Annotated in this window: 33 protein-coding genes and 1 pseudogene; 17 read left to right on the top strand and 17 right to left on the bottom strand. The window is 59.1% G+C overall.

Going from position 1 to position 26,449, the window contains the following annotated elements; genetic code table 11:
• Window positions 1-18: 18 nt before the first annotated feature.
• From NKJ88_RS13120 to NKJ88_RS13075, 10 genes are all read right to left on the bottom strand, one after another.
• Window positions 19-612, bottom strand: a complete 594-nt coding sequence (locus NKJ88_RS13120) for a hypothetical protein (protein ID WP_352444247.1) — start codon at window positions 610-612, stop codon at window positions 19-21.
• Complete coding sequence (locus NKJ88_RS13115; RefSeq protein WP_352444245.1) at window positions 609-1,205, bottom strand: L,D-transpeptidase; 597 nt, start codon at window positions 1,203-1,205, stop codon at window positions 609-611. Before NKJ88_RS13115 ends, NKJ88_RS13120 begins: the two co-directional genes overlap by 4 nt.
• The gene (locus NKJ88_RS13110; RefSeq protein ID WP_352444243.1) at window positions 1,189-2,352 is read right to left on the bottom strand and encodes a CpaE/TadZ family protein; all 1,164 of its coding nucleotides are present in this window, start codon (window positions 2,350-2,352) and stop codon (window positions 1,189-1,191) included. Before NKJ88_RS13110 ends, NKJ88_RS13115 begins: the two co-directional genes overlap by 17 nt.
• Window positions 2,349-2,993, bottom strand: a complete 645-nt coding sequence (locus NKJ88_RS13105) for a TadE/TadG family type IV pilus assembly protein (RefSeq protein WP_023824908.1) — start codon at window positions 2,991-2,993, stop codon at window positions 2,349-2,351. Before NKJ88_RS13105 ends, NKJ88_RS13110 begins: the two co-directional genes overlap by 4 nt.
• A gap of 1 nt (window position 2,994) precedes the next feature.
• Complete coding sequence (locus NKJ88_RS13100) at window positions 2,995-3,522, bottom strand: TadE/TadG family type IV pilus assembly protein (RefSeq protein WP_023824907.1); 528 nt, start codon at window positions 3,520-3,522, stop codon at window positions 2,995-2,997.
• A 4-nt stretch (window positions 3,523-3,526) separates the two neighbouring features.
• Entirely contained in the window at window positions 3,527-4,987 is a 1,461-nt protein-coding gene (locus tag NKJ88_RS13095) for a pilus assembly protein TadG-related protein (protein ID WP_023824906.1), read from the bottom strand.
• Between the two features lie 69 nt (window positions 4,988-5,056).
• On the bottom strand, window positions 5,057-5,356 hold the full coding sequence (locus tag NKJ88_RS13090; protein WP_023824905.1) for a hypothetical protein: 300 nt from the start codon (window positions 5,354-5,356) through the stop codon (window positions 5,057-5,059).
• Window positions 5,343-6,788: a type II and III secretion system protein family protein gene (locus NKJ88_RS13085; RefSeq protein ID WP_023824904.1), complete on the bottom strand. Its 1,446-nt coding sequence runs from the start codon at window positions 6,786-6,788 to the stop codon at window positions 5,343-5,345. The genes NKJ88_RS13090 and NKJ88_RS13085 overlap by 14 nt, the downstream gene beginning before the upstream one ends.
• 50 nt (window positions 6,789-6,838) lie before the next feature.
• The gene (gene cpaB, locus NKJ88_RS13080; protein ID WP_023824903.1) at window positions 6,839-7,879 is read right to left on the bottom strand and encodes a Flp pilus assembly protein CpaB; all 1,041 of its coding nucleotides are present in this window, start codon (window positions 7,877-7,879) and stop codon (window positions 6,839-6,841) included.
• Window positions 7,880-7,971: 92 nt separating this feature from the next.
• The gene (locus tag NKJ88_RS13075) at window positions 7,972-8,190 is read right to left on the bottom strand and encodes a Flp family type IVb pilin (protein ID WP_023824902.1); all 219 of its coding nucleotides are present in this window, start codon (window positions 8,188-8,190) and stop codon (window positions 7,972-7,974) included.
• A gap of 529 nt (window positions 8,191-8,719) precedes the next feature.
• Here NKJ88_RS13075 and NKJ88_RS13070 point away from each other — a divergent pair.
• Genes NKJ88_RS13070 through NKJ88_RS13050 form a run of 5 tightly spaced genes read left to right on the top strand, consistent with a single transcriptional unit; the run spans window position 8,720 to window position 13,188 of the window.
• Window positions 8,720-10,108, top strand: a complete 1,389-nt coding sequence (locus NKJ88_RS13070; protein ID WP_352444239.1) for a TadA family conjugal transfer-associated ATPase — start codon at window positions 8,720-8,722, stop codon at window positions 10,106-10,108.
• Window positions 10,108-11,076 (top strand): type II secretion system F family protein, encoded by a 969-nt coding sequence (locus NKJ88_RS13065; protein WP_023734683.1) that lies wholly within the window; start codon window positions 10,108-10,110, stop codon window positions 11,074-11,076. Before NKJ88_RS13070 ends, NKJ88_RS13065 begins: the two co-directional genes overlap by 1 nt.
• A 19-nt stretch (window positions 11,077-11,095) precedes the next feature.
• Complete coding sequence (locus NKJ88_RS13060; protein WP_023734682.1) at window positions 11,096-12,046, top strand: type II secretion system F family protein; 951 nt, start codon at window positions 11,096-11,098, stop codon at window positions 12,044-12,046.
• Window positions 12,047-12,099: 53 nt separating this feature from the next.
• Entirely contained in the window at window positions 12,100-12,639 is a 540-nt protein-coding gene (locus tag NKJ88_RS13055; protein ID WP_023734681.1) for a tetratricopeptide repeat protein, read from the top strand.
• 9 nt (window positions 12,640-12,648) lie between these two features.
• Window positions 12,649-13,188 carry a prepilin peptidase gene (locus tag NKJ88_RS13050; RefSeq protein WP_023824901.1) on the top strand — a complete coding sequence of 180 codons (540 nt, stop codon included), beginning with the start codon at window positions 12,649-12,651 and terminating at the stop codon, window positions 13,186-13,188.
• A gap of 277 nt (window positions 13,189-13,465) precedes the next feature.
• Here the strand turns inward: NKJ88_RS13050 and NKJ88_RS13045 are convergent.
• Window positions 13,466-13,704 (bottom strand): annotated as a pseudogene (locus NKJ88_RS13045) (winged helix-turn-helix domain-containing protein); the annotation flags it as partial.
• A gap of 60 nt (window positions 13,705-13,764) precedes the next feature.
• Here NKJ88_RS13045 and NKJ88_RS13040 point away from each other — a divergent pair.
• A complete protein-coding gene (locus NKJ88_RS13040) occupies window positions 13,765-13,941 on the top strand; it encodes a hypothetical protein (RefSeq protein WP_196813631.1) in 177 nt (58 codons plus the stop codon).
• 662 nt (window positions 13,942-14,603) lie between these two features.
• On the opposite strand, the gene NKJ88_RS13035 is transcribed toward NKJ88_RS13040, so the two are convergent.
• Together NKJ88_RS13035 and NKJ88_RS13030 are read right to left on the bottom strand one after the other, a co-directional pair.
• Window positions 14,604-15,104, bottom strand: coding sequence for a hypothetical protein (locus NKJ88_RS13035; protein ID WP_155923321.1), 501 nt, complete (start codon window positions 15,102-15,104; stop codon window positions 14,604-14,606).
• A 93-nt stretch (window positions 15,105-15,197) separates the two neighbouring features.
• Complete coding sequence (locus tag NKJ88_RS13030; RefSeq protein WP_352444236.1) at window positions 15,198-15,644, bottom strand: exopolysaccharide production repressor protein; 447 nt, start codon at window positions 15,642-15,644, stop codon at window positions 15,198-15,200.
• Window positions 15,645-15,729: 85 nt separating this feature from the next.
• Here NKJ88_RS13030 and NKJ88_RS13025 point away from each other — a divergent pair, with 85 nt between their 5' ends.
• On the top strand, window positions 15,730-15,933 hold the full coding sequence (locus NKJ88_RS13025; RefSeq protein ID WP_352444235.1) for a hypothetical protein: 204 nt from the start codon (window positions 15,730-15,732) through the stop codon (window positions 15,931-15,933).
• Between the two features lie 170 nt (window positions 15,934-16,103).
• Here NKJ88_RS13025 and NKJ88_RS13020 read toward each other — a convergent pair whose 3' ends face one another.
• The gene (locus NKJ88_RS13020) at window positions 16,104-16,328 is read right to left on the bottom strand and encodes a hypothetical protein (RefSeq protein WP_352444233.1); all 225 of its coding nucleotides are present in this window, start codon (window positions 16,326-16,328) and stop codon (window positions 16,104-16,106) included.
• A gap of 67 nt (window positions 16,329-16,395) precedes the next feature.
• Between NKJ88_RS13020 and NKJ88_RS13015 the strand changes: the two genes are divergently transcribed.
• Both NKJ88_RS13015 and NKJ88_RS13010 read left to right on the top strand, forming a co-directional pair.
• Window positions 16,396-16,620, top strand: a complete 225-nt coding sequence (locus NKJ88_RS13015) for a hypothetical protein (RefSeq protein WP_352444231.1) — start codon at window positions 16,396-16,398, stop codon at window positions 16,618-16,620.
• A 924-nt stretch (window positions 16,621-17,544) separates the two neighbouring features.
• On the top strand, window positions 17,545-17,925 hold the full coding sequence (locus tag NKJ88_RS13010) for a hypothetical protein (RefSeq protein ID WP_352444229.1): 381 nt from the start codon (window positions 17,545-17,547) through the stop codon (window positions 17,923-17,925).
• Between the two features lie 271 nt (window positions 17,926-18,196).
• On the opposite strand, the gene NKJ88_RS13005 is transcribed toward NKJ88_RS13010, so the two are convergent.
• From NKJ88_RS13005 to NKJ88_RS12995, 3 genes are all read right to left on the bottom strand, one after another.
• Complete coding sequence (locus NKJ88_RS13005) at window positions 18,197-18,940, bottom strand: hypothetical protein (protein WP_023824898.1); 744 nt, start codon at window positions 18,938-18,940, stop codon at window positions 18,197-18,199.
• Window positions 18,941-19,431: 491 nt separating this feature from the next.
• Complete coding sequence (locus NKJ88_RS13000; protein WP_352444227.1) at window positions 19,432-19,863, bottom strand: hypothetical protein; 432 nt, start codon at window positions 19,861-19,863, stop codon at window positions 19,432-19,434.
• A gap of 387 nt (window positions 19,864-20,250) precedes the next feature.
• Window positions 20,251-20,448 (bottom strand): hypothetical protein, encoded by a 198-nt coding sequence (locus NKJ88_RS12995; RefSeq protein ID WP_023707506.1) that lies wholly within the window; start codon window positions 20,446-20,448, stop codon window positions 20,251-20,253.
• An 86-nt stretch (window positions 20,449-20,534) separates the two neighbouring features.
• Here NKJ88_RS12995 and NKJ88_RS12990 point away from each other — a divergent pair, with 86 nt between their 5' ends.
• From NKJ88_RS12990 to NKJ88_RS12950, 8 genes are all read left to right on the top strand, one after another.
• Window positions 20,535-20,876, top strand: a complete 342-nt coding sequence (locus NKJ88_RS12990) for a hypothetical protein (RefSeq protein WP_023706891.1) — start codon at window positions 20,535-20,537, stop codon at window positions 20,874-20,876.
• Window positions 20,877-20,935: 59 nt separating this feature from the next.
• Window positions 20,936-21,139, top strand: coding sequence for a hypothetical protein (locus tag NKJ88_RS12985; protein ID WP_023706890.1), 204 nt, complete (start codon window positions 20,936-20,938; stop codon window positions 21,137-21,139).
• 1,587 nt (window positions 21,140-22,726) lie between these two features.
• Window positions 22,727-23,203, top strand: a complete 477-nt coding sequence (locus NKJ88_RS12975) for an Hsp20 family protein (protein WP_023824891.1) — start codon at window positions 22,727-22,729, stop codon at window positions 23,201-23,203.
• Between the two features lie 74 nt (window positions 23,204-23,277).
• On the top strand, window positions 23,278-23,787 hold the full coding sequence (locus NKJ88_RS12970; protein WP_023696160.1) for an Hsp20/alpha crystallin family protein: 510 nt from the start codon (window positions 23,278-23,280) through the stop codon (window positions 23,785-23,787).
• Between the two features lie 231 nt (window positions 23,788-24,018).
• On the top strand, window positions 24,019-24,306 hold the full coding sequence (locus tag NKJ88_RS12965; protein WP_352444224.1) for an NADH dehydrogenase ubiquinone Fe-S protein 4: 288 nt from the start codon (window positions 24,019-24,021) through the stop codon (window positions 24,304-24,306).
• A 111-nt stretch (window positions 24,307-24,417) separates the two neighbouring features.
• Complete coding sequence (locus tag NKJ88_RS12960; RefSeq protein WP_352444223.1) at window positions 24,418-24,624, top strand: hypothetical protein; 207 nt, start codon at window positions 24,418-24,420, stop codon at window positions 24,622-24,624.
• Window positions 24,625-24,829: 205 nt separating this feature from the next.
• On the top strand, window positions 24,830-25,327 hold the full coding sequence (locus NKJ88_RS12955) for a 2,4'-dihydroxyacetophenone dioxygenase family protein (protein ID WP_031243423.1): 498 nt from the start codon (window positions 24,830-24,832) through the stop codon (window positions 25,325-25,327).
• Between the two features lie 70 nt (window positions 25,328-25,397).
• Entirely contained in the window at window positions 25,398-26,135 is a 738-nt protein-coding gene (locus NKJ88_RS12950) for an SDR family oxidoreductase (RefSeq protein ID WP_245263955.1), read from the top strand.
• Window positions 26,136-26,449: the final 314 nt, after the last annotated feature.

Here is a 26,449-nt window from a genome sequence, read left to right as displayed (position 1 = left end):
CCCCACCTTTTTCCGGCGTTAGTTGATCTTCCGGTAGTAAACCTTGCCGTCGGCCTGCTCTATGCGCTGGTAGTCGGGGCTTGGGGCAGGCGCTGCAGCTGCAATCCTCCTTTTGGGCGGACGCGGTGTATCGACGACGCTGGGCTCGGTCGCGTCTTCACCATCGAGAACAGCAGGCGCCTCCGCCATGCTGCCGGTCGCGACCATCGAAGGTTCCGTTGGGCTCGACATGACTTCGTCACGTGCAAGAGGCTGGTTCTGTGCCAGCCGGGCCATGCTCCGGTTGATTTCGCCAAAGCTGCTCTGCAGCTGACTGTCCAGTTTTTCAAATCGGCTCTGAAAACCGTTGTTGACCGTATCCAACTGGCTGCCGATTCGTTGTTCAAACGTCCCGAGTTGTTCCAGGCGCCCTTCCAGAAAGCGCATATCGCTGATGCCGCGGTAGAGATAGACCGCGGCTATTATGTTCACCAAGGTGAGCAGGGACGTGCCGATGATGACGGCGCCGACAATGCTTTTGTCGCTCGGTTTCACAACGGCAGCTTGCTCTCCAATGTGGGTTGCTGTCCCAATCTCGATTGCCGGCATGTCCGGTTCGCTGATCATCGTCATTGAACCACCACCTTTGCGCCGATCGCGACGCGCCTGAAGAGATCGATCACATCGGTGTTGGTAAGGCGAAAACACCCCGATGTTCCATCGAAGCCAACACCCTTGGGATCGTTGGTTCCGTGTATCCGATAGAGCGTGTCACGCCCGTTCCGAAGCAGATAGAGCGCCCTGGCGCCGAGTGGATTGTATGGACCGGCAGGCACCATTTGCGGCAGGTCCGGCTGGCGGGCGCGCATTTCGCGGGGTGGGCGCCATTCCGGCCATTCGGTCTTCGCCCCCACCTTGACGACCCCGGTCCAGCCAAATCCGTCGCGTCCGACGCTGATCTGATAGCGAAGCGCCTGGCCTTGTCGGGTCACCAGATAAAGCGCTTTCTCGCCCTTGCGGATAACGATTGTTCCGGGCTGTTCTGTCGTCTCGAAGGCAACAGTCTTGCGCAGGCTGGGTCCCATTGCCGGCAGCGGCGGCCGATCCGAAAGTGCCGATCGTGCGCTGGCGAAATCCTGGACCAACATCATCAGCGCAATGCTCATGACGGCCAATCCCGGGCCAATCCGATACCTATTTGGCCGCCCCCTATTTGGCAGCGTCATCGAGCCGCTCTTTGAACATCCGCTTGAGGTCCTTGTTGAAGCGCGCACGCCCATCCACCTCGGCAGGCAGGATAGCACGGTTCAACGCATCGGTGAGAAGCGCATTGTCCAGCGCGACCGACTTGATGTGAGGCGCCTTGAAGATCTTTTCGAGTTCGCTGCGCGAAAAATGGTTGCCGAACCATTTGCGCTTGTGCTTGTTGGCGACCAGCGTGATGCTGACAGCATTGCCGCGCAACTCACGGATCTTCTTGTAGAGCCGTTTGCCTTGCCGCAGCGAGGCGACGTTGAGTTCGAAGACGATGAATATCTCATCGCTCGTCGACAGCACGGAATTGTGCCAAGGCGTCTCGATGTTCGGCAGGTCGATGACGATGTCGTCAAACCGGTAGGCGACGAGGTCCAGCAGCCGGAAGACAAAATCACTGCCCTGCGGTTCGAAAGGCAATTGCGGCCTCTCGAAGGAATAGAGCGTCAGCCCGGACGGGCGCGAGAGCTTGATGACATCCATCAGCTCGACGTCGAGCCTCTCCGGCTGGCCGATGATGCCGCCGAGGTCGAACTGGTTGAACTGGTTGAGATAGGCGCCGCAATTGGCGCTCTGGAAATCTAGGTCGACCAGACAGGTGGAAGCCGCCCGCTCTTTCGACTTCGATGACAGGAATTCGGCCGCCGAGAGAGCGAGCGTCGTCGCGCCGGCGCCGCCGCTCGCACTGATGAAGGTGATGATACGGCTTTTGGTTCCCTGGTTGCCGGTGTCGTGGAAGGTCACCGCATTGAGCAGTTCCTTGCCGTCGAGCGGCTTGTGCAGCCAGTCCGAAGCGTTCATGCGCACCAGCACACGCGTCTGCTCCGACGACAGTTCGTCCGAGACCGCGATAAGCGGCACGGTTGCCCAAAGGGCGCGCAGTTCGACGATGCCCGGCCTGCCGAGCAACTCGCCATTGCCGAGGTCGAGGATGACGATGCCGGGGCGCGTGTCCGCGGGCGGCCCTTTAAGGAAGTCACCGGTCTCGGAAATCCGGACATCATAGATCGCCAGCGCGTCGAGCCGCGTCGCCACATCGCGCTTGAAATTCGCATCCGACGAGAACAGGGCGACCTGCTTGCGTTTGGTCGGTGTAACCTTGGTGTTGATGGCGTTCATGGGTAGCTACTCTTCATGTCTTCGCCCGTAACCGTGCTCAGCATCGAGGGCATGGTGAGATTGTCGAAACCTAGCAGTCCGCCGAGGAAGAAGAACTGGAAGGTCACGTTCTGCAAGCTGACGGTGATTGTCGGTACCGGTCCGCCTGGGCGGGTCTGGTAACCAAGCCCGGTGGCCGTATATCTGACGATCACATTGGCTGGCTGGAGCATTGGAAAGAAATGACACATGCCTGGCCGTCGTCCCGCACTAAGCGGCGGGCAGGTGCCCGCGCCCGTCGCGTCGCCTCGAAAAATGCGATTGAAGTTGGCGGCAGTAAAAGTTCCGGCCACGCATCCCGAACCGGAGCAACTGCACACGCTGGTGGCGCCATTGCACGTGTAGTCGTAGTTGCCGACGGGAATCGGATCGCCTGGCGTCGTCGCGGTTCCTGCTGCCGCAATCGTTGGCGCAATCGGCGTCGAAATCGACGCTAGGCGTGCGCCGATCTCGACGGCTTTGGTCGCGGCATTCCATTGGTACCATGCATATCCAAAGTCTACGAAGCCGAGGGTAAGTGTCAGGAGCAGGGTCATGCTGATGGCGAACTCCACCATCACAGCGCCAGTCTCATCTTTCCTGAACAGGGCTAATGCGCGCATTTCACCACCCGTTGTAACGTTCTTCGTGGGCGGCGGAAAAGGTAACAGGCCCCAGGCCGAGAAAAGTGAGAAGGGAGGCGCCGGTATATGTGAAAGAGGTCTCAAGTCGCACTACCCGGACATTGGCTGTCGCGCTGTGGTAGTTGGCCAAGCCAGTATTGGGGTCGATAGTCACCGGTATGACGAGGTGATTGAGATCGACCGTGACAGCCGCCGGCAGCCAACCGGTGACCCGGCTTGCAACATTGCAATTTCCACCACAGTTGTACGATCCTGTGGCGGCGATGTTCCGCGCATAGGTGACACAGTTGAGCGCCGTGTTAAACGTTTGATTACAGCGTGCGGCGTAGCGAGCCCCGTCATTGAGGCCAGCTTCGATTAGCAGCTTTTGATGGAGAAGATTGCCGAACTCGAAGACGCCCGCCGAAAGGCTGATCATCAATGGCGTGATCAAGGTCATTTCGACGAGAACCGTGCCTCGCTCCTCGAGGCCAAAACTGCGTAAAATAGACCTCAGCGAAGTCAGCATCACATCACCTGTAAAGCTGCGGTTCGTCACGCACGAAATTGTCGAGCGTTCCCTGTCCGCCTGCGGCGATGTCGACCAACTCGACCATGACGGAGGCATCGTCCGATGCCGATAGGACAGGCTCGGTCAGGAAGAAGCTGGCGAACGATTCGACGGGAAGATTCTCGCTGTGGCCAGACAGGTCATTGCCCAATGCTGAAAGAGCTTGGCAGTTGAGAATTGCCCCATAGAGTAACCTGCGGTCGACTGTCGTTATCGGGGCTTGACACGAATTCACAGGCGTTCCCCTCTCCCCTCCGGTCGATGCGGTTCCAACAAGGCCTGCCGAAATCTCGTAGCGATAGACCTCATAGCGTGTCGGCTTGGTTGTTGCCCAACTGGCCGGCTTGGCGGCGGCTCCGAAATTGGTGCTCCAGTAAGTGTTTAGATCCCAGTTCCCGTCACCTAGCCGAGAATTGATCTGCCCGGCATCCCGAGGCAGCCCCTGAGTGCCGGGCAGATTGAAGGTCAACTGGTTAAAGCTGGGGCACTGGCCCGCGCCTCCCTGAGTCTTTAGGGCGCCCTTTCGGACGTTGGCGGCAGGACCGTATTCTGCAGTGTTGAAGTGACCGCCGGTCGTCCTTATGCCAAACCGGACGTTGAATGCGTCCTGTACTGGGCCAGCGTTCTGCCCGGTTTTGGTGGTGACGTTGTTGTTTCCGTAGCAGCCTATCGGATTTGATGTCGCAATGGTTTGGGCGAGCGCCTGCGCACCGTTGCCGATGCCTTGGGGAGGCTCCAGGAAACCGAAATTGCCCGGCCCGGCGGCGGCGCCATTCCCGACTTTGCGGAGTTCGATCAGTCGGCGGCGCAGGTTCCGATCGGCTGCGGCTTGCTGCAGGGTTACGCCGCCCGGTGCGAGTTCGTACGGGTTGCACATAAATACTGGGGTGAAGTGGCATACGGCACTCTTGAAGCCTGCGACCGAAACCGCACCGATATCGAAGCCGTTTGTTGAGCTACCGACAAAAGTGGCGGGGAACATTGCCGCGAAACCAACCGGTGTGACGGTCACCTCAACGAATTTGGCTGCGGTCGGATCGGTAGTCACATTCGCGGGAACGATGGGATCGCTGTCATTAGTTGGGAGGCTACTCAGGTAGCGCCATGTCACTCCAGCTGCTGCTAGCGCTTCCGCGCCAGGCGGATCGCCGGCAGCTGGCTCAGCGAAACGGTACGTGTTGAAGACAAGCGTTGCGAGGGCGTTATTGCCGCGGGTGATCGCGTCCGACTTGCCATCGAGCTCCGCTGCGGTGGCCAACGCGAAAGCATCGGCGCCCTTCTGCAAGTCGTTGTGCAGACTGTTCGCCCGGCTCATGTCGATCACAAGCAACGCAAAACCAACGATCACAGGCAGCATGATTGCGACAAGGATCATCGCTATGCCGCGTTGATCGTCCCAGAACGCCCTAATGGTCCCCAACATGACCTTACTCTCTGCTTCCTTGCACCAGGTCCCTCGCTCACCCGGCGCAGTGCGACCGCATCCTTCTGTTCAATTCGCTCCGTTGGTCACACCCGGCCCGCCGACATTCACCGTTATCGCAGGCGGTGGCGGTGGTGGCGGTGGAAATTTGTAGCCCTGTGCAACAGCGGCTGCTCGGGCGCCGTCGCCTTCGATATGTGTGTTCTTCGCGTTCGGATTGAACGGATCGACCGCCTGCAGCAGCGAATTGTATTTCTGCGTATCGCCGGCGGCCAGGGTCACCGAATCGTAGTGGTTCAGATAGTCGGCGGCGCAGCCCGATAGCGCACCGGCGCACAGCAACAGGACCAAGGCGCTATTTCTTGACATAGAGCATCTTGTCCTTCGATTTGAAGTCCAGCATGTGGCCATAGGGGCCGGTCACACCGTCTCCTGTTTCATATTTGCGGATCATATCCTTGTTCACCTCGAGCTGACCGAGGATGAAGAACTCCGGATCGTTGGCCGGCCTCGTCTTGTCGAAAGGCGTCGCCAGTTGCTCGCCGGGTTTCACCGGCCGGACGATATGCGGCGTGACGATCACGACGAGTTCGGTCTCTTCCTTCTGGTTGCTCGAATTGCGGAACAGTGAGCCGATGACCGGAACCTGGCCGAGCCACGGCACCTGGTTCTGCAGCTTGGTGGTCTTGCTGGACAACAACCCGCCGACAGCGAAACTCTGGCCGTCGCGCAGTTCGACGACGGTCGCCAGCTTGCGGTTGGTGAAGATCGGGTCGCCGGCGGTGGTGAAACCGGTCAGGTCGCTCACCTCCGGCGCCAGCTTCATATGGATCTTGCCGTCGTCGAGTACGACCGGCGTGAACAGCAGATTGACGCCGAATTGCTTGTACGTGATGGTTACCTCACCATCGGTGCCGACGACACGGATAGGCACTTCGCCCCCGGCGTTGAAGCTGGCCGGCTCACCGGACAGCGTGGTGAGATTGGGCTCAGCCAGCGTGCGCACAGCCCCCTTGGCCTCAAGCGCTTCAATGATCAGGTCGACCTTGATGTTGCTGTCGATGACGCGGGTGATCAGCGCCGCGAAGGGACTACTGTTCGACAGTAGACCGCTAAGCAGACCGCCCGGTCCAAGCACCACATCGTCTTCGTCGACAGCGGCAATGCCGGTTCCGGTGCGTGACGTGCCGCTACCGTTTGTGCTCCTGATCGACACACCGAGGTCGCGCCCGGTATTGCGCTTTGCCTCGAGCACACGCACCTCGAGATTCACCTGCTGGCTGTCGTCGACGATGACGGAATTTATGATGGCGTCGGGGCCATATTGCTGCACCACCTCAAGGATCGATGCCAGCGTGGCGCCGTCCTTGACATGGCCGCCAAGCCTCACCTTGCCGTTGATCGAACCGATCTCGATGCGCGCCCGAGGCGCCACCTGACGGATCGCCTGCGCCATGTCGCTGACATCGACACCGACTTCGATCTGGACGACGCCCAGCGAACGCTTTTCCGGGGAGAAGAGATTGACCGTGGTGGTGCCGGCGCTCTTGCCTATGACATAAAGCGTCCGGTCGGTCATCGGCTGGGCATCGGCGATCTTTTCGTCGCCGACGACGATATCGCCGAGATTGGCGCTCACCTGGAGCGTCACCGACTGTGACATCGGCAGGAAGACGCGATGGACGCTGGGGTTCGACACGTCGATGAAACGGTCAGCCGCATCGGCCGCAAGGCCCGATAGCACCAGCGCAGCCAGACCGGACAACGCGGCCGCCCCCATCCTAGCCCAAATCCCCTGCATCCTATCTCCCCAATCACTGCCGCCGGCAGCCCTCGATTGCCGCGTGTCTGCTATGGTTGTCGCGGCACATCGTAGGATTCGAGCTTCACGCCGCGAAACACGCCCACTGTAACATTCTTCGGCGGTTCCGGCTGTACGTATTTTACCACTTCCTTAACGACTTCCCGGACTTCCGGCGCGGACGCCACGGCCGGAGCCGGCTTCACTTTGCCCAACTCGTCGAGGCGGCTTCCCACTCTGTCCACCGCCTGGGTCAATCCGGCAATCGTGTCGTCGGCGCGCTTGCGCTCAGCCGCGGCCGCAGCGTCGACCGCCGCCTGCTTATCGAGTTCGGCCTGCCTCTTCGCGACATCCGCAGGCGTCTCGCCGCTCAGGTCAGACAATGTCACGCGTTCGGTCGCCTCGCCTTTGCTTGCGGCAGCCTGGCGAAGGGCCAGCGACAATTGGCCTGCCCCGGCCGCTAATGTCAGCTTCTGGGCGTCCTTGGTGCTGGCCTCTAGCGTCACCGACTTCACAACCGTCGGGCTGTCCTTGCTTTCATCCGCCACCTGGTCGATGGCGAGCACCTTCATGCTCTGCAGCAGCACGTCGACAAAACTCTGGTCCGCGCCGCCATCGCCGCGCACCGTGCGCGTCAGCAGCACATCGACCCGGTCTCCGGGGAAAACGAAACCAGCTACCCCGAGCACATCATTGACCCTGATGGAAACGGCTTTCATGCCCTCACCAAGCACCGCCGAAAGTGTGGCGCGCTGGCCTGGGCCGGTGACCTTGGAGGAAAGTACGGGCTCGTTGGCGCCGATCGCCTGCAGTGCCTGCTTCGGAGCTTCGCCGGCCAAAATCTCTTTCGTTGTCCTGAAGGCACCGGCCGGAACCGCGCCAGCCGGCCACGCGATTTCGCGCAACTTGTCAGCCGACAGCGTATCGCCGAATTTCAAAGACACTGCGGCTACCACCACAGTGTCGCGCTGCAGGCCATTAGCCTCAGCCAGCGCGCTACGCTGACTGGCCAGCCAGAAGTTTACAAGAACCACCGCCAGCACGCCGAATACGCCAGCGAGTACGATCATGATAAGCGTGTTGGCGCGCATGTCCCAAGCCCCAAGCCCCGATGCGGGATTCGCCCGCTGCGATCGGATTCAGGCCCGGCTCGAACGATCCGGGCCTGAATGTAGTCAGGCGATCAGCTGCCTGTGCCGGCGGCCGCGTTGCAGGTGCCAGTCGGGTGCCCGTCGAGGGCGGTGCAGAGCGCCGAGAAACGACCGTTCACCCATCCGCCGATGGCGAGGACAGTCAGGATCGATGCCACGGCGATGATGCCGATGAGGATGGAATATTCGACCATGGCAGCGCCGTTTTCGTCGTCGCGGAACTGCCGGGTCATCGTCATGAGCTTCTTCATGTCAATTTCTCCCTGTGGAGGTTGGAACCCGACGAGACAGAGCCAAGGATGAACCCCATACCCAAGCATCCCCCGTCACCTCGATCCTAGGTCGCACGAAAAAGCAGAGTCAAACGGATTAACGGTTCCTTAACCTTCCAATACCTGAACTTGCGAACGCAAGAGCCATTTGAATTATAACAAGAGCTTGATTCGGCTGGATTTTCAACCGTCCTTAACCATTCGTTCACAATTTGGCCGCAGCCAACGCAAAACGACAGTCGTATTAGCAAAACTGCATATTCCTTTATATCTAACGGTTTACGGGGATCTTTCACCCGCATCTCATTTGTTGCGGTATTGAAAGGTCCCGTGAGCCGGAAGTTTGGGAGAGGGCTAAGCGCGCGGCGTCGAAATAAAACGATATTTTTCTGGCGTCCTCCTTAACTATGTTGAAAGCATTGGCCTCACGTGAGACCCTCCAGCGCTTGTGCCTCGCTTGGTTAACGGTTAGTTTCCGCTAATAAGGGCTAGCGGGGTATAAGGGATTATGCTGGGGCGGTTTATCAAGGGACCAAGCGAGCAGCAGGCCGCGGTAAGGGCGGAGCAGCCGACGGTGCTGCCTGCCGCTCCGGCCCTTTCGCCGGCCGCTGATGTTGAATCCCGCGGCGACGATTTCCTGACGCTCAAGGTCGAGATCCACAGTCACCTGATCGACCGGTTCAATCTTGCCGCGCTTGAAACGGCATCGAAAGATGAGATCCTGAACGAAATTCGGCCGATTGTGCGCGAATTCGTGCGCGGCCGAAGTGTGCCGCTGAATGCGCGTGAACTCGACCAGTTGACCAGTGACACGGCCGACGAGATGCTCGGGCTCGGGCCGATCGAGCCGCTGCTCAAGGACGACTCCATTACCGACATCCTGATCAATACCCACAAGCGTGTCTTCATTGAGCGGCGTGGCCTGGTTGAAGAGACGGCCATCCGGTTTCGTGACGAGGCGCATCTGCTGCGCGTCATCAACAAGATCGTTTCGGCTATCGGCAGGCGTGTCGATGAATCGTCGCCGATGGTTGACGCCCGCCTGGCGGACGGCTCGCGCGTCAACATCGCGGTGCGGCCGATCTCGGTGGACGGTCCGCTGGTATCGATCCGCAAATTCTCCAAGAACCCTTATTCGCTCGAGCGTTTGATGGCATTTAATTCGATCCGGCCGCCGATGATCGAGCTGCTACGGATCGCCGTCCAGGCGCGCAAATCGATCCTGGTTTCGGGCGGCACCGGCAGCGGCAAGACCACCTTGCTCAATGCGCTGTCGAGTTACATACCATCGAAGGAACGACTGATCACCATCGAGGATGCGGCCGAGTTGCAGCTGCAGCAGCCGCATGTCGGCCGGCTGGAGACGCGCCCCCCCAATGTCGAGGGCAAGGGCGAGGTGCGCCAGCGCGAATTGCTGAAGAACGCGTTGCGCATGCGGCCGGACCGCATCATCGTCGGCGAGGTGCGCGGCGAGGAAGCCTTCGACATGCTGCAGGCGATGAACACCGGCCATGAGGGGTCGATGACCACCATCCATGCCAACACGCCGCGCGACGCGATCTCGCGGCTTGAACAGATGGTCGGCATGGCCGGCATGCCGATGACGCATGATTCAATCCGGGCGCAGATTGCCTCCGCCATTGACATCATCGTCCAGACACAGCGTCTTTCGGACGGCGGCCGGCGTGTCACCTCCATATCGGAGCTGACTGGCATGGAGGGTAATGTCGTCCAGCTTCAGGAAATCTATCATTTCGTCCGCCGTGAGGTCACAGCCGAGGGCAAGGTCATCGGAGACTTTCGCGCAACCGGCGTCCGCCCGCGGTTCGCTCCGGAGGCCGCAACCCTGGGGTACCATTTTGCCAAGGACGCCTTCAACCCGCAGGTTGCCCTCTGATGCTAACGGGTCAAGCTCTGCTGTATTTCATCTATATGCTGGCGGCGGCCTCGGTCATTCTCGCCGGTGAAGCCCTTTATCTTTCCTTTGCCGGCCGCCGCTCCCGGTCTATGGCAGTCAATCGCCGGCTGAAGCGACTCGCTGGCGACGTTCCGGCCGAACAAACGCTACAGGGGTTGCTGCGAGAGCGCGGTCTCACTGAATCCGGCGACTTTCTTTTTGGAATGGTCTGGCTGAACAGGCTCTATACCCAGTCCGGCATTACCGGAAATCCGTTGACCTTCGCCGCAACATTTCTGCTTGCAGGGCTGGCGATGGCGTTGCTGCTGGTTCTCTTCAATTTTTCCGCCTTGGCATCGCTCATTATCTTTCTGGTCATAGGGCTTGTCCTGCCGCTTCTCGTCCTCCGGCGTGCCCGCAACAAACGAATCCGGAAGTTCGCTAAACAGCTGCCGGATGCACTCGACATGATTGTTCGCTCGCTGCGGGCCGGACACCCTGCTTCGGTCGCGATCGGTCTGGTCGCGCGCGAAATGCCCGATCCGCTCGGCACCGAGTTCGGCATCGTCTCCGACGAGATCACCTTTGGTCTCAGCATCGAGCAGGCCGTGCGAAAGCTTTCGCAGCGTGTGGGCTTCGAGGGCCTTCAGCTGCTGTCGGTATCGCTGTCGATCCAGGCCAAGACGGGTGGCAATCTTACTGAAATTCTGGCCAATCTTTCCTCGGTTATGCGTGAACGGCAGAAATTGCGAATGAAAATCAGGGCGCTTTCGGCCGAAGGTCGTGTCTCCGCGTGGATCATCTCCTTGTTTCCTATTGTGATGTTCTTCACGCTTCAAATCCTTTCCCCAGCCTATTACGGCGCCGTCTGGGGCGACCCGCTCATCTTCCCGGTATTCCTGCTTTTTGGGTTGTGGGCGCTGCTTGGCGACTTCATCATGTACCGGATGGTTACTTTCGATTTTTGACTGGGGGCGACGAAAGAAATTGTTTTCGAACATTCAGGACCTGGGCTTCTTGGTGTCTATTGCCGTCTTTGTGGCGGCGGTGTCCTTCTTCCTGTTCGGTGCGCTTGTCTTCTTGCCGGCTCTGCAGACACGAAAGCTCGTTGCGCAGAGCCTGATGGGCGAAAGGATTACAGACCGCCGATCGATGCTCGGACAAGACCAGCTTGCCAAGCTTGCGGCGCAACGGCCGGTCGATGCCTACTTCAAATCGATCGAGAGGGAGCGGGAAGAGCCAAACGCCTTGGAAGCGAAGCTGTTTCGCGCCGGCTTTTACCAATCAAGCGCGCCGCTGATTTATACGCTATCCCGTCTTGTCGCAGTCTGCGTCGGTTTTCTGGCAATGTATGCACTCCTGTCACGGGTTCTGCCGCCGCACCTGCCAGGTTTTATCACCCTTGCTGGCTCTGCCCTCTTCGGCCTGGCCTGCATGGTAATTCCCGCCATTCTGCTCGACCGTTTCGAGAACAGCCAGAAACAGATCTATCGTCGAGCCTTCCCCGACTTCATGGATATGATGATCACCTGCGCCGATGCCGGCATGAGCCTGGAGGGGGCGGTCGAACGCGTCAGCCATGAAATGGCCGCCACCCACAAATGGCTGGGAATACAGCTGTCGATCATGAATTTGCAACTGCGCGCCGGCAAACCCTTGCGGGAAGCGCTACGCGAACTCTCCGATCGCATCGGACTTGACGAGGCGCGGGCACTGGCTGTCCTGTTCCGTCAATCGGAAGAACTCGGCACCAGCCTTACCGACGCCCTGCGCGTCTACAGCGCGGAGATGCGCAGCCAGAGGATTCTGCAGGCGGAAGAGCGCGCCAATTCCTTGCCTGTCAAAATGATGATCCCACTGGGACTCTGCATCTTTCCTGTGGTGATGATGGTAATCATGCTGCCGGTGGTCATTCGCATGAAGGGGATTTTCTTCTAGTTGCGCACATGCTTTGGTCCTAATATGGGTCGGGGGACTCACGGGGAGATTGTATGAAAAGGCCAATTGCAGTCGTGGCCTGCCTGTTCATGGCGGCACTTGCCGGCTGCCAGACGAACGGGGCGGACGGTGTCGTTCGAACCAACGAGCCGTCGAAAGGCGACTTGACGTCATTTGGCGACGCTTTCGACGGATTGAAGACAGTTGGTGACGTCGAATATTATGCCTCGGATCAGGCTGTTGCCGAGGCCAAGAACCAGTTCCGCGCGGAAAATTACGGCAATGCCGGCGCCCTGTTCTTCAAGGCGACGCAGCTTGCCCGCAATGATGGTGGCGCCTGGATGGGACTGGCCGCCTCCTGCGACCGGATCCATCGCTTCGACCTTGCCGATCGGGCCTATGGCCGGGCCTTCAAGCTGTTGGGTGCGACGCCCGAATATTACAACAATATCGGCTATTCCTATCTGCTGCGCGGCAAGCTGCAGGACGCGCGCAGCAATTTCCTCAAGGCCTACGAACTGGCGCCCAATGATCCGACCGTGGTCAACAATCTGAAGCTGCTATCGTCCAGCGTGCAGAACGTCGAACGGTAGAGCGCCTGTATGTTGTTTGCCGCTTCGCTGCTGCTGAAGGCGTTTGCGATCCCTCTGCTGGCATGGGTCGCCTGGATAGACTTCTCGTCCCAGAAGATATCCAACCGTCATGTGCTGCTGCTTTTGTGTCTCGGGCTGGGATCGCTTCAGCTTGTTTCCATAGCAAGCCGATCGTGGTGGGATATGGGATTGAGCGTGATCGCCGGAATTTTGCTGTTCGTCGCGCTCTTCCCGTTCTGGATTTTGCGCAAGGTCGGAGCCGGAGACGTCAAGCTGATTGCGGTCGTCCCGTTTCTGACCGGTGGAAGCGGTCTCGCCATGTTCTCGGTGCTCCTATTGGTTTTCGCCGTCGCCACGGTGGCGGTCATGAAAAACCCGTTCCTGCTGCCGGCGGGCGCGTTTCGCGTCTATGTCCAGCATATGGACAGGAAGGGCGTCGTTCCTTTTGGCGTGCCAATTTCGGCAGCTGCGATTGGCGCTATCGGTTTCCAGATTTACGGGAGTTGGGTGGTGGCGAGCAGCTCAGGAATCCTGGATCAGCTTAATTGAACCTCGGCAGTCCGCTTTGCTGCACGAAGCGCGCACCGACGTAATCTTTGCTTAGTGCCGAACTGGCAGTCTATCTGCCTATTGAGGGTGCGCTATGATACAGGATTACCGGTCGACAGTTGCCTGGTTGGCGGCTGGATTGATTGTTGGTGCCGTGGCGTTCCCGTTTGCGGCTGTCGTCAACAAACCGGCGACACCAACAATTATCAGCGCCGAACCGCCACCGCTCCCAATCATCAAAAAGACGTTCGTCCGAAAATGGCGCCGTACATAGCGATCAGTGGTGCCTGTCCCCAATACCGCGCACCGTCTGCAGCCAGGCCGGATTGGACGGATCGCGCTCGATCCTGCGGTGCAGGGGGTTGATCTGGAGTCGATGGTGCGCTCACCGACTTCGGAATCGTCACCGGCGAGTTCATAACGCGGCATGGTTTCGCCGACCCGTGCGGCGAAGACCGCCAGGGTCTCCTGCTCGCGGCCGCGCCCGCCGCCCCGCCTCAGTTCGCGCCTGCACAGCGTGCCATGCGTTCCCCAGCGCTCCTAACGACATTGGCACGATCATCGAAGGTTGCTTTAATGGCAGGTTCCAGACCGAAAAAAGGAAGAGAAGAAGAAGTTTCGTGTGCGCTTTCTGCACACAGTCTCCCAAACTATCTGCTTTTGCAGGAGTCGGCTGGTGATGATCTGCCTCGGGAGCCGGCGATCGGCGCGGAGGCGACCATTCCTGGCAAAAAAATTTCCGGCTTCGCATGACCTTCCGCCGCAACACGGACAAGACGCTGCCGGCAAGGGGCTGAGCAATAAAAAGCCCGCCACCGTGAGGCAGCGGGTTCTCTTTCGGAAATGATGAGCTGCCTTTTACGGCCGGCCTTCATGGGGCGGGGTTGCAGATGCCTCTGGCCGGACATTCGACGTCATTGAAGCGAGGCACTCTTCCAGACGTTCCAGCCGCGCCTTCTGGCATCGCAGTGTGTGCGCGACGTCATGCAGCCTGGATTTACCCTGAGAGTTGGCGGCAGCGATCAAGTCTATTTGGAGCCGACTGATCTCGCTCCGCAGATCGCGAGCGTCAGCTTCCATCAGACCCCTGATCCATCCAGCCCCGCGCATTCCAGCACACCATCCACCGAGACCTGCGTCGCACGATAGCAGCGAGTTTGCTAACAACCATGCCATGAACCTTCTCGAATTTTATGCATTGCTAATATATAAAAGGCCCGCCACCGTCAGGCATCCGGGGAGTTTTTGCCCCGTCGGATCGGACTGTGAGGTTTGTCACGGACGAATCGACGTATCGGCGTAGGCTACGTGCAGTTTCCTGCAGGGGTAAAGGGAGTGGTCCCGATGCTTGTGAACCTTCCTATGCTTGTGAATCTTCGTCTTGTCGCAGTTGGTCCCCTTGCCGATTGGGTCCGTCATCGAGCCGAGCAGAAGGCGCTGTTGAAGGCGACGGACGAGTTGAGCAAGTCACCAGACGACATGCTCAGCGACATCGGGATTTCCCGTGACGACATCACGACGTTTGCGTTCCGCAGCCCGGCGTCGAGACGTTGGGGCTGAGCAACAAAAAAGCCCGCCACCGTGAGGGAGCGAGCCAAATTATTCGAGAAGCAAACTGGATCGTTCCAGGTTCTGTAGCGCGGGAAGCGCCGCCGGTAGCCGAACACCCGGCCGAGGATGCGAATGCAAGAAGATGGCCCTCGTCCGCACACCATGGAATCGAGAAGGAACGTCTCGTGCAGACTTCCCTTGGCGGCAAAGCGGCCCCCATAGCCTCGCCCGTGATTGTTGCGCCAGCTCATGGTTTGCGGATGACCGCCTCCAAACATGGCGACCACAACGCACCCGTCCTCCAGTTCCGCGTCTGGATCAATGATAAGGCTTTCAGCCCGAAGCTCGGGGTAGGTGTCTGTCACCGCAAACACGTTGTAGGCCCACTTGCTGGCGGCACTGCGAGGCAAAACTGCTGCCCCAGGGTCACGTGACCGTGCCGAGACGATCGCGGGCTATCAGATGCCGTCGACGTTCTCTTGAGCCGCGACCGAAATTCGGCTAGTCGAGTCAGCCGCTTCCGATGATCGCCAGTATATCAAGCAAACGACCAGCCCGGCGTACCCGACTTGCAGAACGATCAGCGCAAGGACCGCACAGCCGAGCGCGGTCCAAATTGAACCGGCTTCGATGTAGGTCCAGATCGCCACAATGATCGCAGTGGCAGACATGCCGACCAGAAACTGTGGAAAATACATTCCTCCGCGTTTCATTAATTTAGCGATTGCGCAATTAGCCGATTCTAAAATATCGCTGCAGCATGATGTCGCATCGGCTAGCACTACCCATCCACAGAAATGGTCGCTGCAGTCTTCGGGTGTGGGGCCGCACCGGCCACCGCGCGCGAAGATAGAGCCCCCGCGCTGCCTAGATATAGTCATATTAGCAATCACGCCATTAACCATGTAGGCGCTCCCAAGCCAAAACGCAGGGAATCCCTCTTGAAGGCTCAAACGAGAGGACAAGCTAATACCGTTGAGAGTCGCGGGCATGGACGACGGTATGGGCGAGCATCTTGGGGTTTTCGACCTTGACGCTTTGCGCAAGGCTTTCCTCGAGTTCGTAGAAGAGCATAAAACCACGGATCATCCTGAGTGGGGCGAACTCGCCAAGCTGTTCCTCGAAAAAGAACGAGAGCGGCACCAAGAACCGGACCTACCCAGCCGGAGGGGTGAACGCACCAGCGCTGTGTGACCGGACCGGCGCAGAAGCCATGACCAGAACAAACCGGGGATTCACGGATTCGCGGTTTCGATCTACATTTGCTCTGAGATGGCATTGGCGTGGCGCTGGCCGGTTAGGTAAGCGAGCCCCTTGTCAGGCAGTCCGGCATGTAGAACATGACCGGCACGTCGGGGAAGCCTTCAGGCTAAGTCCGCCCTTTCGGCGCCACGACGATTCACTTCGATAATCAATTCGAAGACGCTTTCAAGCTCGCGGTTGATCTGGTCGGCAGGAATGCCGGCCTTCTCGGCAGCTGTCATCAACTGGTCTTTCAAGTGGCCAACCGAGATGGGGTCTCCCCGCCCCACAATGGGCAGTTGTTTGGCTACCCACTTGTCGAGAAACTTCAGGCCACGGACGCTCATTTATTAGCAACCTCTCATCCTTGACGCCGCACCCGCCCCGGGCCGGGTGATACCCGATCGCATAAGCGTGACGATTCCCTCCTATGACTTCCCGCATTCGGTTGTCGATTCGACTTCGAAGGCCGTGATCGGCCAGCATATGGAATTAGTCGGCCCGGTCACGCGCATCGACGGCGACAAGGTAACCGTCAGCCTGCGGCCACTGGTGACTGTCGACGCCGAGCACGTGCGCGTTGTTGAGAGCCATGTGGGGTCGCCACGGCGAAAAAAGCCGATTGTTGACAAAGCCTAACGGCGCTGCTTGAGGAGATCAAAGGCCTCGTCGCAGGGGCAGCCGCCGGAAAGAATGGGATTCGGGCCGCTTTGGATTATTATGCGGTTCCCGAGCCAGCACGGCGACAAGTACCGAGCAGTCGAGTTCCTCGTTGAACGAAAAGTGCGGGTCGGCCTCTGGCAAGATCTGAGCCAAGCGTAGCGATTTCAACCTGGCTGTCTTGGCGGCACGTTCTGTGTATTCAACCTCATTGATCGCTTTCGCGGACCGCACTGCACCTCGGCGTTCTCCCAGCCAACACATTTCCTGGTAGCCTCATTCTCACCTCCCCCCAACGCAAATTTCTACATTCGGATGAACCATGTCGCCCTTCATTCTGATGAAGCCCAAGCTGAAGCAGCGGACCGGATGGCCCGCGATTGTGGGCTCGCACCGCCCGGCGAGGTGACGCGAGCCCGGCCGAGTCTTGCGGGACCTCGACCAGCAGCGAACACCCACTCGCTGCCGTTCTATCAACAAAGCCCCCAAATTTCAGGTTCCGCTTATATACAAAAAAGCCGGCCTCCTTTCGGCAGCCGGCCAGTTCCAACAGAACAAGGGAACGTGCACTGATGGGGCAGTGCAACGCCCGAAGTGTTCGAGGCCACAATGTTCCAAGGGTGAGAATAACGAGGCAGCCTAGCTAGCGGTTGGTGCCAGCCGCATGGCTTGCCCCCTCCGCCCTCTTGACTGCCCGAGTGGGTTAGGTACCTTCACTGCGTGCCTTGAGAGAAGCGGCCCGGGCACCTTTGGAAATCAAGCCGCGTGATAACCGACGATGGGGGAGCCCTTACGTCGTAGACAACGAGCAGCACGGCTGCCCAAGCACAACTCCAAACAACAACAATCCGGCTTCCGCGCCCATGGCGGCGTTGCGGCCACTAAAAAACATGGAGCAAAGTGATGACCAAAATTGTCGAATATCAGGATAGTGACGTGACGGTGGTATCGCGGAATCCGTTGCGAGGCGCACTGGAACTGGTGACCGATGACGACCACACAACCTTCCTCGAACTGGACAGGGACAGCGCCGAGTGGCTGGTGTCGGCGCTCCTCGACTTCCTCATGGAAGGCAAACACCCAGAAACACCAAAGATGACTGTTGAACCGGCCGCTGACGCTGCCAGAGGCCGCGACCAAGTTCTAACCGCCATTTTTGAAGGCATAGCAGCAGCCTATCAAGCCACGCTCTATGAAAACAATGATCCTTTGGACAATTGCGCGACCTTTGCAGAGACGGCACTAGCGTGGCTGGAGTCGAGTGGCTTAAGAGTGGTGCGTTAAGCCACCTTTGCTGCCTGCACGGTTTCGGGCGAACCGTGCAGGTTGCCCAATGGGGCGAAAGTGGAACAAACAGGGGATTCACATTCCCGGAGTTCCGATCTAGAATCATTCCATGGAAACGGTGTTCGATGATATCGCCAACGCCCTCAGAGAGCCCCGCTCAGACGTGTGGCGCCCAGTCCGCGCCTTCGCCCTCGATCTTGCCGCCAAGCTGTTCCTTGGCCTCGCTGTCGGCCTAGGCGTTTGCTTTGGAATGGCGCTGGCTGGTTAGCTATCTCGCTGCGGCCGACTGAAGTGCGACAGCAGCAAAATCTGCCGTTGAGTTTCCCGAAAACGTAGCAGTCTCTGATTCAGCGGAGGTCGAACTTGTTGATGCATGGATGCCAAGGAAATCCTTTCCACAAAGGGCACTAAAATCTTCGGTGACATTGCTCATGGACCCGGAGGTGGTGCCGGAAGCGATGAGCGAGATAAAAGCGATGCCATCGGCTGGAATGGTGATGGTAATCCTGTCGCCGCTTTCTGCAGCTATCGCGGCAGGTATCTCAGAAGCTCCAACCACTCTGTAAATCTGCGCCGTGACAGACGGGTTGCCGCCATCAAAAGTGAACCCGATGTCGGTCGACGTTGTGTTTTCCAATATGTCGCCGCTGCCGGCTGATATGAACCAGATCTCGGAATTGGCGCTTGAGGGCACATCATGACTGCGCACCAGGCGCCTTGCCCGAAGGTCGCCGACAGTTACGGTATCCAGCGTCCGCAACTCCCCGAAAAACTTCCATGAGACTTCGAGCCAGATATCCCTACCGGTAGCAACAGCACCAAGGTTTTTCGAGGGCGCCTTAACCGTGGGGCCAGGGACGAGCCCCCCACTATTAAAGGCCGAGACAGCCGAGACCATGATCGGTGACGAGCGCTGTAAATTCTGAAAGCCAATGATCGCCGCCGTGATCGCCAACGCCGCCAGGACAAGGGCAATCGCTATCCAAACAACTGACCGGCGTCGATTTCGCATCGTTGCCCCAACCCTAGGGGAAATATCAACGTATTAGCAACTGCTTGTATTTCTCATGAACCAGGATCATTCTTGCCGCACGGAGGCCACCAGTAACGATGGAAAAGGGGAACGTCATGGAATCCGTTTGCTACGCCCAAAGCTCGATCTGTTTGCTGTCGCTCTTAGTCAACACCACGATGGCGCTTATTGTTTTGACGCCATTCGCAGCGAGGCGCCTGCTGGTGTTGAGGATGCGCGCGGACTCAGGCCGAAACCTTCAACTCGCCTAAGGCGCCGTGGGCAAACCACGTTACCGAGGCGCAGATCATGCGAATATTTCTGTTGATCCTTGCCGCTGTCGCCGTGTTCTACATCTGGGACAACGTGGCGAACAAAGGGCTGTACACTGCCCAGATTGAACGCAGCGTGGGTCTAGTCGCAGGCTTCAAACTCATAAACTAGCGCATCGCGATTGGTTGCACATCATGGCCAGAAGGTTGCCGCAACCATCAGACTGCACCGATCTGGGCCATGAAATCGGCAATGACGGTGTCCCTCTCGGGTGCGCTCGGTACCGTCGAGAACGTTGCAAGCTCAAAAATTTTGCGGTCGAGATAGCCGCCAACCGATTTGCCGAGGCACATCTTGCGCGTCGTCAAATCGTTGATGGTATTACCCGACGCAACGGACGCCTCGATGCCGCCATAGACGGAGAATAGAGGCTCCCGCCTTCGTGGCGCCATGTCGTCACCACAGGCACGCCGGTCGAAATGGCAGTACTGGGAACCTGCCAAGGGTACGACACGAAATTCGATCCTTGGCCAATGGGCCCCGGGATAGAAGTGCCATTTGCAAATAACCAGCGTCGTCACCCCACAGGATGTCATTGTTAGCGGCGTTGCCTGCGCCAGTGTTGTTGGTGTTGTTGGTGTTGATGGCATCGATGTAGCCCGAACAGATCACAAAGCCGGACGACAGCCTCACGAAATTGGAGATGCTCGCGCCTATCAGTTGGCTGGTGATGCCGTTGAAATCGGCGCATGTCCGGCTGATTGGACCTGCAGTTGTAACGGCCGGCTGCGCACTGGTGACCCCAATCTTCTCGAAGTGCCGGCCGCCGCCGGTCTGGTCCTTGAAGGAATCGGTGCCGGGCGTCGGAATCTTCGCCGTGGAAGGGTTGTCGATGTTGGCTTCGATCTTCAGTGCTTCGAGCCTGCCGCTCAGACTCCGCCGAGCGTCGGTTCTTTGCGGTAGGCATTATGTCCATCGCAAACGCGATGCGTCCCGTCGCGTTTGTCACGTTTGCCGAAAATATTCCCGCCTAGCCGCTACCTCGGCTTTCCATCTGCCGCCGACGCGCCGGCCGAAACCTTTCCGATCTTCTGGCCGAGAGCCTCGGCGGCAACCGCCGTCTCGACCCAATCTCCAGAACTCCGATCCTCGAACTCCGTTTCGATCTCAGCGACGAGCGCCGCTATTTGCGCGAGTTGGCGTCTGATCGCTGCGAGTTTGCGCACGGTGCTCATGGGCACGTCTCGACCGATGCCGGAACCAAAGTCGTTGAGCAAAGTTTCCTTACCGAAGGGCGTTTTAGGTTTTTGGAGAACTCGAAATGAAGACCATCATCCTTGGCGCATTGGCGCTTTGCTTGGCTGCGCCTGCGGTCGCGTCCGCAGAAGAAGGCATCGTCGTCCAGACCCAGCGACATCACCACCGCCATTATTGGGACGACAACAATAACGACCGTGTGGTCATCTATCGGAACGGACACCGTCTCCATCGCCGCCATCATGGCGAGCAGGCGTTTTACGACAATGGCGAGCGCGCCTGGCGCCGGCATCATCACCGGTCCAGCGACTTTGTGGTCACCGGATCGATCAACCGTCCGATGCATCACCGCCGTCACGTCGTCATTCAGCAGGACGACAACAGCGATTATGACACCGACTATTGATCGCAGTCTAACCGCCCGGCCTTCGACGAGAGCCGGGCACCGGAGGGAGGGGTTTCGCCATGACGATGCTGTTTCAATCCTTGGACTTGGACGGTCACAAGCGCAGCGAGCTTTACCATGCGGCGCGGTTGTCGATGCTCCAATGTCGTGTGTTGACGCGCTTCGATCGGGTCGAAGAGGCTGCCGATAAGGTGCAAGCAGCGGCTGAGTTGTTCGCTGAGGCGGCTCGACCTGTCGGAAGCACTCAAACGCTCGGTATGTGAGCGCCAAGTCGGCGGCGGAACCGGCAGGCGGCAACGCGCGTTGCCTTTGCATGGTCGACTATCTCAAATCGGTACTGAAGGAACTGTGTCCTGCCTGGCTCATGCGGAAGGCGGGCGTCGTAGACGTTCGCCCTGTTGAGCAGCAGCCAGCCATAAGCGATCTAATAGGTGCGGCGCCGCCGACGCGATATCGTGGGCCGGTGAGGTCCGAGCCTCCCGACCACAGGCTTAACGAGTCCATAAGCAAGCGCAATTCGGGCTGACCCGCGACGCAGAAAGTTCGAAAAGCTTCCAGGAACCCCAGCAAACTGGACGACGCAAACGACGCAAACTGGACGCCGCAGACAACAATCAGGTTCACGGACATCCTGGTGAGCATTCGCATTGGAGCGGATAGTATCGTCGGCAAAAGAGGGTCCGAAAAGGCCTTTCGGCAGCTCCCTCGTAGGAACGAAAAAAGAAGAGAAGCGGAACTTGCGTGTGCAGTATTTGCACACGAACCCTCATAAACATTTGATTTGATTTTCAGCATCTGTTTAACATCAGAACCTTAGAACCTGCCGCACACGCTGCGTCAGCAAGACCTTCCTGCAACGCGACGTTGCGCGGCGCCGGGGCACCGACACCAAGTCGATCGCAGTGAGACGCCGACAAAGCCCTGTTAGCGCGCCTGAAGCCTTCGGCGAACTCATCGACCTCCATATCGACGACATGTGCGATGTAGGCAAGTCCCCTCGCCGCTCCAAGGCCGCAGCCCTCGCTATGCTCCGAACATCTGGGGAAGTGCAGCATCGCCACCCTCGATCGCGAACGGCTCGTTCGCTTCGGTCGTGATCGAGCCGCCCAGGGTGCCGGACGATGAGTCTCGGTATCGACATCACCTAGGGAAAGTCGTTGAGCGTCGTTCCTGGATGATCTGCCTGGTCGTGATCGCGACAGCCGCTGGCGAGAGCCGCCAAACTCGCATGAGATTGTCTGAAGCGGAGGACCATCCATGGAAGGACCCATTTCGACCTATTTTGCATCGATTGAACCCGTGGCCCCCGACGTTTTCTGGACCGCTTGCTGCATCCGGCGCGGCATTTCAAACATCCCCACGACGTTTTGGCCGACGTTGCCCTGGCTGTTCAGGAGTAGCGCGCCATTCTTTCGTCATGGGCGTCGGATGCCTGCGCCGTAGAATCCGTGCCAGCGCTTCGCATGCTGCCGGGAGCGGGTGAACCGGTCAGCTTCGACACGATCATGGATGCGTTGCAACAGTTGGATCAATCGGATGAGCGTGCCGGTCCTGACTGCAGTGACAGCGCGGCAGTGGCCGCGTTCGTACCATTCGTCGATCGGATTTAAGGGCGACGTAGTTGTTCTTGCACCATGGACCCGTCGGCGAGTGACCCCGCCGGCGGGAGGGGTGTGGCATCGGTGCGTTCGCCCAGATTGCCGATGAAAATTTTCCTATTCTTCCTCTTGAAGGTGCACGTCGCGATTCTAAATGATGGTCGCCGGCCGCCCAATGGGGCCGGCAACACCAGGAGGCGGCAAGGCTCTTGGCGCCTTCTGTTGTCCATGTTGCTCAAGGAGGATGTGGCTATGAAGACAAACCTCGATTTTACCCCTCTATACCGGTCCAGCATCGGCTTCGACCGCATGGTCGACATGCTTGAAAGTGCGAGCCGTGTGGCCTCGTTCGACAACTGGCCGCCCTACGATATCGCCAAGGTTGATGATGATCAGTATCGCATCACGATGGCGGTCGCCGGTTTCTCGCAGGACCAGTTGACCGTCACCCACCAGCCCAACATGCTGGTTGTGAGCGGGTCGCAATCCGGCGATGAGAACGGCCGGTATCTGTACCGCGGCATCAACGGGCGCGCTTTCGAGCGTCGGTTCGAACTGGCCGATCATGTCAAGGTCGAGGGCGCCAGCCTTGAGAACGGGCTGCTGAGCATCGATCTCAAGCGCGAGGTTCCCCAGGAGATGAAACCGCGCAAGATCGAAATCTCCAGCGGGGCTCCCATGCCGAAGATCGAGGCGCCCAAGGTCGAGACCGACAAGCTGGCCGCCTGAGCAATCCACCATGAAGGCTTTCGCTTGAGCCGGGCGTCCCGCCCGACTCAGAGACCTACAAAAGGAGAAAGACAATGAGCGTACGTGACTTGATCCCATGGGGCCGGGGCAACGGAAACTCGGCGCCCAGTCTCTTCCCCGACGGAGATCGAGACCCCTTCGTCTCCCTCCACCGGGAGGTAAACCGGCTGTTCGATGACGCCTTCCGCAGCTTTGGCGCCAGACTGCCGGCCTTCGGTCCCTCTTTCGCCGCCAGTTGGCCGAGTGTCGAAATCTCCGACACGGACAAGGAAGTCCGCGTCACGGCGGAAATACCTGGCCTGGACGAGAGCGACATAGAAGTCCTGCTGGAAAATGGGGCGCTCAAGCTTAAAGGCGAGAAGCGTTCCGAGACCGAGGACAAGGACCGGCAGTTCTCCGAGCGCTTCTACGGTCGCTTCGAGCGCCTCATTCCGCTCGGCTACGAGGTTGAAGAAGACAAGGTCAACGCCGCCTTCAAGAACGGGGTGCTGACCGTGACGTTGCCCAAGACCGAGCGGGCGCAGGCGAAGGCTAAGCGGATCGCAATCAACGGGAAGAACTGACGGATGCAGTATGGGTGGCGGCCCTTACGGCCGCTGCCCGTGCGACCCTTCATAACGGGAAGGACAGGCAATGGAGACAGTTCAAAGCAGCGACAACAGAAACCTAACCAAGACGTCCGTCCGGCCGGACAATGACAATCGGCCTCGTCTAGACGGGCCGGCTTTGTCAATGGGACGGTCAGTGTTTCCGGACGGCAAACGGCGCGGATCTACCAGCCATGCCGCCCGGCCATGACCTCGGCAAAGCCCCGCAAGGCCTGGCGATTGGTCTTCGAACGCCGCACAGCCCCGTTCATCGAGCCGCTGATGGGCTATACCGGTGGCCGGGACACCCTGACCCAGGTTGAACTGAACTTTCCGACGCTGGAAGCGGCGATCCGTTATGCCGAGCGTCAAGGCCTCAACTATGTCGTGCAGGCTGCACCTCCTGCTTCCCAGGCCAAGGTCACGCGCCAGCATGCATCGGAGGAGAAACAGGCCTTTTCCGACCTGGTTTGGCAGCGGCTGCAGTTGGCTTAGCTCCAGGCAAGCCACGGCTATGGCGCCGGCGCACAGGCAGCGCACATACAGACGGCGCTTTCCGAGCCGGAGACATTCTACGCCTCTCCGATGGAGGTTGTGGATGACCCGGTGCTCGCACCCGACGAGAAACGCGCTGTGCTCAAGAACTGGGCCTGGAACGAGTACCTGATCGACCTGGCCACCGCCGAAGGCATGCCGGAAAATGCACGCCCGTCGCGATTGGACGAGGTCCAACTCGCTTTGCTGGCCTTGGAAGCCCGAAACCGGGGCTTCCAGACCAGGACCAGCCCGGTGCACTCCCGGATAGCCGCATGATGAGGCAAGAAGGAACCCACTGATCGTCTTCGACGCCCAACGGACCATCCCGAAACCCTTCCCGCTTGCGGTCGCGGCAGCGGGCGGGCGCGCGCCGACAACTTTCCCAATGCGTGGGCGCCCGATTGCGCCTCGGCAGAACTCGGCCCAGTTGTTAGGATCGCGCTGATATGGACGCTCCAATGAATTGGCGACAGAGGTTCCTATGTATCAATCCTTCAACGGCTCCGCCCATCCCCTGGCACCGAAAGAGATCGCGATCGCTGCCGTCCCCGAAGACGAGCGTGTCTGGGTCCCACAGGCTAAGGGCGTCTGGTTCCGACCACTTATGCTCAACACAATGCAAGGGCAGTGGTGCAATCTGCTCCGCGTACGCCGGGCCGGGATATTAAGCCGTCATCTGCATCCGGCCCCCGTGCATGGCTATGTGATCAAGGGGCGTTGGCACTATCTTGAACACGACTGGGTGGCAGAGACGGGATCTTACGTTTTCGAGCCGCCCGGTGAAATCCACACGCTCACAGTTCCAAGCGACGTGCCCGAGATGATCACCTTCTTCAACATTTCCGGCTGCATGGTTTACCTGGACAAGGATAACAAGCAGATTGGTTTCGAGGACGTTTTCACCAAGATCGACATGTGCAGAAATCACTATGCGAGCGTGGGTCTCGGTGACGATTTCGTCGATCAATTCGTACGGTAGACATCCGCCCGTTTGCCTTCCGCTGCGGTGAGTTCGCGGTCCGCCACAGAGGCGAAACGAGGAGATATTGGTGACCGACTCCATATGGGCCATGCCCTTCTTCGCGGGCAAGACCGTCGTCATTACCGGAGGCACGACAGGTATCGGAAACGGCATCGCCATGGCGTTCGCCGAGGCCGGGGCAATTGTCCACGCGACGGGGGCCACGGCCGCCGAGGTAGCGGCCGCTCGTGCATACGGCACCGCCGTCTCGTATTCAGTACTCGACGTCCGGGACATGACTGCGGTCGAAGGATATTCCAGTCAGTTCACATCCGTTGCAGCGCTCGTAAATTGCGCAGGGGTAAACCTGCGCGCCGCCGAATTCACTGTCCAGGGTTTCGAAACGGTGGTCGATATCAATCTCACCGGCTCCATGCGGAGTGCGAGCGCGTTCCGAGGGGCACTCTCGAACGGGGGCGCCATCGTCAACATCGCCTCGATGTTCGCGTTTTTCGGCGCGGCTCATGCCCCGGCTTACGCCGCATCCAAGGGCGCCATCGTGCAACTTACCAAGTCGCTCGCCATCGCCTATGCCGGGGATGGCATCCGCGTAAACGCATTGGCGCCTGGCTGGATCGAGACCGCCATGACCGCCGCGCCACGGGCCGATCCAGTTCGCAACGCGGAATTGATGAAACGCACTCCGATGGGTCGCTGGGGTACGCCGGGCGACCTGACCGGCCCCGCCTTGTTCTTGTGTTCTCCGCTCGCGGGGTTCATCACTGGGGCAATTCTGCCGGTTGACGGTGGCTATCTCATTGCGTGAGGCGTTGGCTATGCTGCGCGACCGATCTCCAAGCCTGTGTCGTCGAGATCAAGATCGAACGCGACCAATCGACCATGCCTGACCGCAATTGCCGCCACCAACTCCGCAAGCTCGCCATCCGTATGCTCGCAAAAAGCTGCCTGTTTCCTGACAATCGTGACCGCATCCCGGGTCGATACGACAGAGAACGGCCTCCGGGATCTCACGAATGATTCCGCAACCTCCGCGACGGATGAAGCTCGGTCAAAATTATCTTGCATACTTGCACCTCTGTACGACGCTAGCCCAAGCTCGGCCCGCGCAAATTGTTCCCA

Source organism: Mesorhizobium sp. M0016 (assembly GCF_040324035.1).
GTDB lineage: Bacteria > Pseudomonadota > Alphaproteobacteria > Rhizobiales > Rhizobiaceae > Mesorhizobium.
Note: the sequence above shows the minus strand (reverse complement) of the source record. Positions and strands in the feature narration are given on the sequence as shown.